Genomic DNA, 8,783 nt, shown 5'->3' with positions numbered 1-8,783 from the left:
GTGCAGCCATGGCCAGCGATTGCGGCAGCACGACCCGGAAAGCGGTTCCGCCGGTGCCGTCGCGATAGGTGATGCGCCCCCCGAGGCGTGTCAGGATTTCGCGGCAGATCGCAAGACCGAGCCCGGCGCCGTTGCTGTCCTGGGCTCCGATCCGGCTGAATTTTTCAAACATCATTTCGCGCGCACCCGCAGGAATCCCCGCTCCGTTGTCGATAAAGTCGATGACCACCGCGTCCCCTCTCTGCCCCGCCACGATGCGCAGTTCGGGACTGTCGGCGGCGCAGTATTTAGCGGCGTTGGTGATCAGATTGATGAACACCTGGCTCAGCCGGTCGAGATCCGTGTCCAGCGTGATCGCCTCGTCAAGACGCCGCCGTTTGACCGACAGTTCACGCGATGCGCCTGCCCGGGCGGTTGCGACCGCCTGATCCAGCACATCGCCAAGCGTTCCGGTCTGACGGTTGAGCGTGACCTGGCCGTTTTCAAGCACCGACAGATCCAGCAGATCATCCAGCAGCCGCGTCAGCCGGATCGCCTCTGTATGGATGATACTCGCGTATTTGGTCTTTTCCATCGGCCCGAGACCTTCGGTATCGCGCAGGATCTCTGAAAAGGCCCGGATCGAGGTCATCGGTGTGCGTAGTTCATGGCTGATCTGGCTGAGAAAGGCATCCTTCTGGGCGCTTATCTGCATCAGTTTGTTATTGGCCGTGCGCAGTTGTGCGGCGGTCTTGCTGAGCTCGTTTGACTGCGCCTCGAGCCGGCTGGAATATTCAAGCATCTGCGCGGATTCGTCCGCCACCGCCATCAGATCCTGCACCGACACAGAAGCGCCGCCCACAATCTGGCCGATCATCGCGTGCGCCGTCGCCGCCCCGACCGAACCCGAAAGAACCCGCTCAAGTCGCTGCAGAAAGGCGGGCGTGGGTTCGGGCAGATGCCCTGGCAATCCCTGGCTGTGCGCCTCACCCGCAAAAAGCTGCAAAGCCTCATCGGCCCCCAGAATCCGCTGCGCCATGATCATCAGATCCTCGCTTTCGGCTACGGTGGCGTTCCAGCTGCGCGTCTGGGCTGAATGATCAAAAACATTCACGAACTGCGCGCCCTGCAACCGCTCGAGCGGCAGCGGGAAGCTCACGAGGGATACAAGCGCAAAGACCAGCGCATTGAGCGTCATGCTCCAGAAAACCGCATGTACCGTCGGATCCATGCCCGTGATGCCAAAGAGCGCCTGCGGCCGCAGCCAGTGCAGACCGAAAAGGCCGGTCTCGAAAACAGCGTCCGACAGCACCGCGTCCGGACCAAAGCTCGGCAACAGCATGGTGTACATCCAGATTGCGAAACCGGTGGCCAGCCCAGTCACCGCTCCCAGCCGCGTGGCCCCGCGCCAAAACAGCCCCCCGATCATCGCGGGCAGAAACTGTGCCACGCCGGCAAAGGAGATCAGACCGATTGCCGCCAGCGCACCGGAGCCTCCGGAGGCTTTGAAATACACATAGCCCAGACCGATAATGCCCAGGATAGACAGCCGGCGCGACAGGATCACCACGTTGCGCACATCGCCCGACTGTGTCGCCCCGCCTTTGCGGAGCTGCAGGAACACCGGCATCACCACATGGTTGGAGACCATCGTTGACAACGCGAGTGTCGCCACGATGACCATCGAGGTGGCAGAGGAAAACCCCCCGAGGAAGCTGAGCATCGCCAGCCCTTCACGTCCCTGACTGAGCGGCAGGCTGAGCACAAAGAAATCCGGGTTGGACCCTTCCGGTAGCACTTCAAGACCGATGACGGCGATGGGCACCACAAAAAGGCTCATCAGCATAAGATAAAGCGGAAACGCCCAGCTTGCGATCTGCAGATGGCGCTCATCATCGTTTTCGACCACAAGCACCTGAAACATCCGCGGCAGGCAGAGAAACGCGGTGGCTGACAGGAATGTCAGCGTAGCCCAGCGGCTGCCGTCCGTCTGCCACGTGCCAAGGGCCGAGGCGTCAATGCGCGCCAGGGTCTCCGAGAGCCCTCCCGCAATGCCCCATACCACAAAAATTCCGACCGCCAGCAACGCCACCAGCTTGACCACCGCTTCTGCGGCAACGGCGATGACCACGCCGTGGTGGCGCTCGTTAGCGTTCAGATTACGGGTGCCGAAGACCACGGTAAAAAGGGCCAGCCCGGCGGCGATCCAGAGCCCGCCCGGATTGTCGGTGTCCGGCGTGACAGAGGCATCGCCCGCGGCAGAAAAGATTGAGAGGGACAGGGTCACGGACTGCAGCTGCAACCCGATATAGGGTGTCACGCCGATCACAGCCATCACCGTGACCACAATCGCCAGAACGTTGGATTTACCATACCGCGATGAGATCAGATCGGCGATCGAGGTCACCTTGTGGCTGCGCCCGATGCGCACCAGACGGCGCAGCACGAACCACCAGCCGATGATTACGATACTGGGACCCAGATAGATCGTCACATATTCGAGCCCCGACCGCGCGGCATTGCCGACCGCCCCGTAAAACGTCCATGCCGTGCAGTAAATCGACAGCGAGAGCGTATAGACAAGCGGCGAGCGCAGCAGCCAGCCCGCGCGGCCCCGTACCCCCATGCGCTCGGCGATGAACGCCACACCAAAGAGAAAGGTGACATAGGCAAAGCAGACGGCAATGAGCAGGTTCAGCGAGGTCACCGGCGGGATTCCTCTGCGCCCTCCGCGCCCTCTGAACCGGGGTCAGGCATGCGCCGCATCCGCCCGGAGAGCACGAAAGCGGCCAGGATCACCGCAACCCAGACGCCGAAAATATAAAAAAGCGCCCGGGACATCGGCACAGTGTCGGCCCGCGGGTCGCTGCCATCAGCCCAGATAAGCGGGATCATCCACAGCCCCGCCGCCAGCACGGCGAGCAGACGCACGGCATCAATCAGCCTGCGCTGGCGGTAGCTGCGCCGTTCCAGAAAGAGAGGTGGCCGGCCGCCCGCCATATGCTCAGGTGCTCTGCCGGTGCACGTAAAGCAGGTCGCGCACAGCTGTCAGCACCTCGGCGTTAGAAAAGGGTTTGGTCATGAACCTGCTGACACCGGCCTTCTCGGCCATCTCCCGGTCGCGGCTCTGGCCGCGCGCGGTCAGCATCAGCACCGGCAGGTCAGCGGTCTGCGCATCGCTGCGCAACTCTTCGAGAATGTCGAAACCGCTCCTGCCGGGCAGCATCACATCGAGGATCACGATATCAGGCTTCCGGGTGCGGATGACATCGGCGGCGTCCGATCCGTCGGAATGGGTGTCGACGGTCCAGCCTTCCCGGCTCAGCAAAAACCGGATGGCTTCGATGATGTTCACCTCGTCCTCGACCAACAGCACATGGTTGCTCATCTGACCCTCCTCCCAAAGGGCATTCCGGTTCTGCATCAGATGCAGGCCTCCGTCCGGAACCCGTATGCAGGTTATCGCGCTTTTTTACAGCCAAGTCAAAAGCCTGCTGGCCCTCGTTTGCCTGCCGCAGCGCAGTTCTGCGCGGATACCTGACACGACAGCACAGCAGCGGCCTGACATGGCTCAACCGGCCTCAGACACCCTCGCGCAGGATCGACGGCTCGCGGCGGCCCGGGCAGCGCTCCGCAGGGCAGACACGGCAGGTGGATCCGACCTGCAATGCGTCAACCGGCGCCGGTCCTGCAACCGGCAGCAGCAGCATCGTCGCCTGCATCAGTGGTGGCATGTTATAGGCCGGCTCGCCCACGGTTTCAGCCACAGCAAAGCAGTCAAAGGCCGTCCGTCCCCGTCCCAGCTGCACCACGGGGATGCGCAGCACCTGTCCGGGCTGGTTCAGCGCGGAGAAGAGCGGCCAGAGAGCACAGGCGGGCGCAAACCGCGGGATCACGAACTGTCCGGCTGGTTTACGGAACACGATACTGCCGGCGCGGTCGCAGATCACCAGCCCGCACTCAGGCTCCGCAAGGCTCGCCATGCGGCGCAGAACAAGCGCTACCGGGGCGCCGGTGTGCCGAGCCAGCGCAACCGGATCGGGCCCGTGTGCCGCAAGGGCTGCCTGCAGTTCTTTCAGGGACACGCGGGCGGCGTCTGCAGCAATCCGCTGCAACACCGTTCCGGCAAGCTGCCGGGCCGCGCGCTGGCGCAGTTCCGGGGCGGCGGCGATGATGTCACCGGGCGCTTTCTCACCGGTCTCGATGGCATCAAACCGCCAGGAATTCGCATCCAGAAAGGCATCAAGCTCATCCTGCGGGCTGGAAGATGTATCTTCGCCGCTCTGCCCCGCCTCGAAATATTCAACCAGCGCCCTGGAACTGTCCGCAAGGCGCAGACTGTCCTGGTCGAGGTTGGCATGAAACCGGTCGCGCCAGTCGGCCTCGAGATCCTTCTCATCTGCGAGGATTGAGGCTGTAGAGCGGATCGCCGCCGCCGTTGACAATAATTCGTGCACTGAGGCGGCGAGTTGCGGATCATGCGTCAGCCGGTCGTTCAGAACCTCAACGGTGCGCTCCAGCGTGGCGATGCGCCGGTGCCCTGCCGCCAGCACCTCGGCCCAGCCCGGAAAACGCCCGGCAAGTTCATCGGCCCGCCCGGTTTCCTCAGCTGACAGGCTGGCGTCGGTGGCCGCTTCGCGGAGCGTCGCAATGAGCGTGGCCTCGGCACCTTCGGTCAGAACCGATGGCTCAACGCCGAGAGCGCGGGCAATATTGACCAGCAGTTTACCCCCGATTCTGCGCCGGTTGTGCTCGATCAGGTTGAGGTATGAGGCTGAAATCCCCAGACTGCGGGCCAGTTCCGCCTGTCGCAGCCCCGCCACAGAACGCCGCTCACGGATACGGCTGCCGGTCAGTCCTTCGCGTGGCATAATCTTTGCTCCTGAATGTCCGGCGATTTCAACGGGTTTCTGCGCTGCAATATCATAAACTTTACAAACTCCACCCCTGATTTGTCGAATTATTTACAAAATAATTGTTCAGTTCAAGGGACTTGTTGCGCAATTTTCACTCCGCAGGCGATAAGCTAACTGCACCTTTGTGCCTCATGTTGCCGGTGGGAGGAGACCCTGGCGGCAGCCTGATTAAAACAACTGGGAGGATTTTCATGTCCAAATCAAACTTTACACGTCGTGGTCTGATCAAGACCGGCGCCGTTGCCGGTGCCGCCGGCCTGTCGCTGCCGACGTATCTGCGTGCGGACGGCCACAGCGGCTTCACCAACGCACCGACCGGCGACACGGTCACACTGGGTTTTAACGTGCCGCAGTCCGGCCCCTATGCCGATGAAGGTGCCGACGAACTGCGCGCCTTTGAACTGGCAGTCGAGCACCTGAACGGTGGCGGCGACGGCGGCATGATGCAGACGTTCTCGTCCAAAGCGCTGCAGGGTAACGGTATCCTCGGCAAGAAAGTCGAATACGTCAGCGGCGACACACAGACCAAATCAGACGCCGCACGTGCCTCTGCCCGGTCGATGATTGAAAAAGACGGCGCCATCATGATTACCGGCGGCTCGTCTTCGGGTGTGGCCGTTGCGGTCCAGGCGCTGTGCCAGGAAGCCGGCGTTATCTTCATGGCCGGTCTGACGCACTCCAACGACACCACAGGCAAAGACAAAAAAGCCAACGGTTTCCGCCACTTCTTCAACTCTTATATGTCCGGTGCCGCTCTTGCGCCCGTTCTGGCCAACCAGTATGGCACAGACCGCAAGGCCTATCACCTGACCGCCGATTACAACTGGGGCTACACCACCCAGGAGGCCGTGCAGTCGTCGACCGAAGCCATGGGCTGGGAAACCGTCAACGCGGTTCTGACACCGCTGACACAGACCGACTTCTCCTCCTACATCGCTCCTGTGCTGCAGTCCGGTGCGGACGTGCTGGTTCTGAACCACTACGGCGGCAACATGGTGAACTCGCTGACCAACGCGGTTCAGTTCGGCCTGCGCGACAAAGAAGTGAACGGCAAGAAGTTCGAAATCGTCGTGCCGCTCTATTCGGAGCTTATGGCCCGCGGCGCCGGTGCCAACATCAAAGGCATCTTCGGCTCGCAGAACTGGGACTGGAAGCTCGAGAACCAACTGGGCGCGCGCTATGTGGGCACAAATGCCTTCGTGCAGTCCTTTGGTGAGAAATACGGCTTCCCGCCCAGCCAGGCGGCGCACACCTGCTATGTGCAGACCCTGCTCTATGCGGATGCTGTGGAACGCGCGGGTTCGTTCAACCCCTGTGCAGTCGTCGAAGCTCTCGAAGGCTTCGAGTTTGACGGCATGGGCAACGGCCCGACACTTTACCGCGCCGATGACCACCAGTGCTTCAAAGACGTTGTAGTCGTGAAGGGTAAAGAGAACCCCGAAAACGAATACGACCTCGTTGAAATCGTTGAAGTCACGCCGACCGAACAGGTTACATACGATCCTGATCACCCGCAGATGGCGGGCGGACAGCTGGGCGAGTGTAACCCGGGCGCATAAGCCTTTTCGCCGGGCGGAGTTTCTCTGCCCGGCGTTTCCGTTCTACGGCAAAATTCGCATCCTGAAGGTGGGACCATGGACGCAATCATTCTGCAAATTCTGAACGGCCTGGATAAAGGATCGGCTTACGCGCTGATCGCGCTGGGTCTGACACTGATATTCGGCACCCTGGGGGTCGTGAACTTCGCCCACGGGGCGCTTTTCATGATCGGCGCTTTCTGTGCCGTCACCCTGAGCCGGATCCTGACGCTCAGCCATACGGTGATCGATGAGACGCAAAAAGACTTTCTGGGCAACCCGCTCAAAGTCGACGTGCCCTACATCTACGACATCTTCGGCCAGAAGACAGGCGATGCAATCATTGACTGGGCGGTACCCATTTCGATCCTCTTTGCGATCCCTGTCATGGTGGGCATCGGCTTTGCGATGGAACGTGGCCTTATCAAACACTTCTACAAACGTCCCCACGCCGATCAGATTCTCGTGACCTTCGGCCTTGCTATCGTGCTGCAGGAGGTCATCAAGTATTTCTATGGTGCCAACCCGATCCCCACCCCGGCACCGGATGCGTTTCGCGGCTCGTTCGATTTTGGCGCGCTGCTGGGATTTGATCCCAACACGATCATCTACCCCTACTGGCGGCTTGTATATTTTGCCTTCTCGGCCGTGATCATCGGCGCTGTATTTGCCTTTCTGCAGTTCACGACCTTTGGCATGGTCGTGCGCGCAGGCATGGCTGACCGCGAAACAGTTGGGCTGCTGGGCATCAACATCGACAAACGGTTTACCATCATGTTCGGCATCGCGGCGGCGGTCGCAGGGCTGGCCGGGGTCATGTACGCCCCCATTAACTCGCCCAATTATCACATGGGCATGGATTTCCTCGTTCTCAGTTTTGTTGTGGTCGTCGTCGGCGGCATGGGTTCGCTCTCGGGCGCTGTGCTCGCAGGCTTCCTGCTGGGCATTCTCGAAAGCTTCGCCTCTATGGCGGCCGTGCTCGAGATCCTGCCCGGGATCAACCAGATCATCATCTATCTGGTCGCCATCATCATCTTGCTGACCCGTCCGCGTGGCCTAATGGGCCGCAAAGGCGTGATGGAGGAATAAGACATGTTCGGACTGACGAAAAAAGACGCAACCCTTCTGGTTATCGTGGCCATCCTGGCCATCTTCGCCCCCTTCATCCTGAACCCCTTCCCCGAAGGCTCGGCCATGGCGCAGTTCAACGCCGGCTATCCTGACCTGATGCAGCGTCTGGTGATCTTCGGAATCTTTGCCATCGGGTTCAACATTCTCTTCGGGCTCACAGGCTATCTCAGCTTCGGCCACGCCGCTTTCCTGGGTGTGGGCTCTTATGCCGCGATCTGGATGATGAAACTGCTCACGATGAACGTGATCCCGGCAATTATCATTTCGGTGGCTGTGGCAGGACTTTTCTCGCTGCTGGTAGGCTGGATCTCGCTGCGACGCTCGGGGATCTACTTCTCGATCCTGACGCTTGCCTTCGCGCAGATGTCTTATTCTCTGGCCTACTCGGTGCTGGCGCCGATTACCGGTGGCGAAACGGGGCTGCAGCCCAAGGTCGACGACCCACGAGTTCTCGATACCCTGCTGGGCGGGGGCGGATCAAGCCGCGCCAACCTTTTCGGGCTGGAAATGGGCTCGAGTTACGAGATGGCCGTCGGCGGATGGATCTTCACCTTCAACGCGGGCTACTACATTGCAGCCGTCGTGATGCTGGCAGCCTTTTACCTCTCCATCCGCATCTTCCGCTCGCCCTTTGGCATGATGCTGCGGGCGGTCAAATCTAACCAGCAGCGGCTCAACTACACCGGCCTGAACTCCAAACCCTATACGCTGGCAGCCTTTGTTATTTCCGGCATGTATGCGGGTCTGGCGGGTGGTCTGCTCGTGGCCATGGACACCCAGGTGGGGGCCGAACGTATGTTCTGGACCGCTTCCGGTGAGGTTGTTCTGATGACGATCCTTGGTGGTGCCGGCACGCTTATCGGTCCGGTGCTGGGTGCGGGTTTCATCAAATATATGGAAAACATCGTCTCCAAGATCAACAAAACCGTGCTGGAGCAGTGGTTTGCCTTCATGCCCGACGGGATGGAAGATTTCTTTATCACCCTCGTTTATCCCTTTGTGGGCAAAGGCTGGCATCTCACGCTGGGCCTGATGTTCATGATGGTCGTGATTTTCCTGCCCGGTGGCCTTGTCGAAGGGGGGCAGAGGATCGGACGGATCTTCCGCCGTAAGGACCGCAACAGTTCGGATGCCGAGCTTGACGCGGCCAAGCAACGCAACACGCCGCCGGCGGAATAAG

At 60.7% G+C, this 8,783-nt stretch carries 7 protein-coding genes; 3 read left to right on the top strand and 4 right to left on the bottom strand.

Annotated features, from left to right (window positions below):
• The 4 genes from Q0M35_RS15330 to Q0M35_RS15315 form a co-directional block, all read right to left on the bottom strand.
• The coding region (locus Q0M35_RS15330; RefSeq protein ID WP_295316831.1) for an ATP-binding protein at window positions 1-2,686 on the bottom strand (2,686 nt) is incomplete at its 3' end.
• On the bottom strand, window positions 2,683-2,979 hold the full coding sequence (locus tag Q0M35_RS15325; protein ID WP_295316829.1) for a hypothetical protein: 297 nt from the start codon (window positions 2,977-2,979) through the stop codon (window positions 2,683-2,685). The genes Q0M35_RS15330 and Q0M35_RS15325, both read right to left, overlap by 4 nt.
• A 4-nt stretch (window positions 2,980-2,983) precedes the next feature.
• The gene (locus Q0M35_RS15320) at window positions 2,984-3,367 is read right to left on the bottom strand and encodes a response regulator (RefSeq protein WP_295316827.1); all 384 of its coding nucleotides are present in this window, start codon (window positions 3,365-3,367) and stop codon (window positions 2,984-2,986) included.
• A 193-nt stretch (window positions 3,368-3,560) separates the two neighbouring features.
• Window positions 3,561-4,850, bottom strand: coding sequence for a helix-turn-helix transcriptional regulator (locus Q0M35_RS15315; RefSeq protein WP_295316822.1), 1,290 nt, complete (start codon window positions 4,848-4,850; stop codon window positions 3,561-3,563).
• A gap of 236 nt (window positions 4,851-5,086) precedes the next feature.
• On the opposite strand from Q0M35_RS15315, the gene Q0M35_RS15310 reads away from it, so the two are divergent.
• The 3 genes from Q0M35_RS15310 to Q0M35_RS15300 all read left to right on the top strand — a co-directional run bounded on the left by Q0M35_RS15310 (window position 5,087) and on the right by Q0M35_RS15300 (window position 8,782).
• Window positions 5,087-6,454 carry a substrate-binding protein gene (locus Q0M35_RS15310; RefSeq protein ID WP_295316821.1) on the top strand — a complete coding sequence of 456 codons (1,368 nt, stop codon included), beginning with the start codon at window positions 5,087-5,089 and terminating at the stop codon, window positions 6,452-6,454.
• 75 nt (window positions 6,455-6,529) lie between these two features.
• The gene (locus Q0M35_RS15305; RefSeq protein ID WP_295316820.1) at window positions 6,530-7,561 is read left to right on the top strand and encodes a branched-chain amino acid ABC transporter permease; all 1,032 of its coding nucleotides are present in this window, start codon (window positions 6,530-6,532) and stop codon (window positions 7,559-7,561) included.
• A gap of 3 nt (window positions 7,562-7,564) precedes the next feature.
• Window positions 7,565-8,782: a branched-chain amino acid ABC transporter permease gene (locus Q0M35_RS15300; protein ID WP_295316817.1), complete on the top strand. Its 1,218-nt coding sequence runs from the start codon at window positions 7,565-7,567 to the stop codon at window positions 8,780-8,782.
• Window position 8,783 lies beyond the last annotated feature (1 nt).

Source organism: Roseobacter sp. (assembly GCF_024639605.1).
GTDB lineage: Bacteria > Pseudomonadota > Alphaproteobacteria > Rhodobacterales > Rhodobacteraceae > Roseobacter.
The sequence above is the reverse complement of the archived record's forward strand: the minus strand, read 5'-3'. Positions and strand labels throughout refer to the sequence as shown.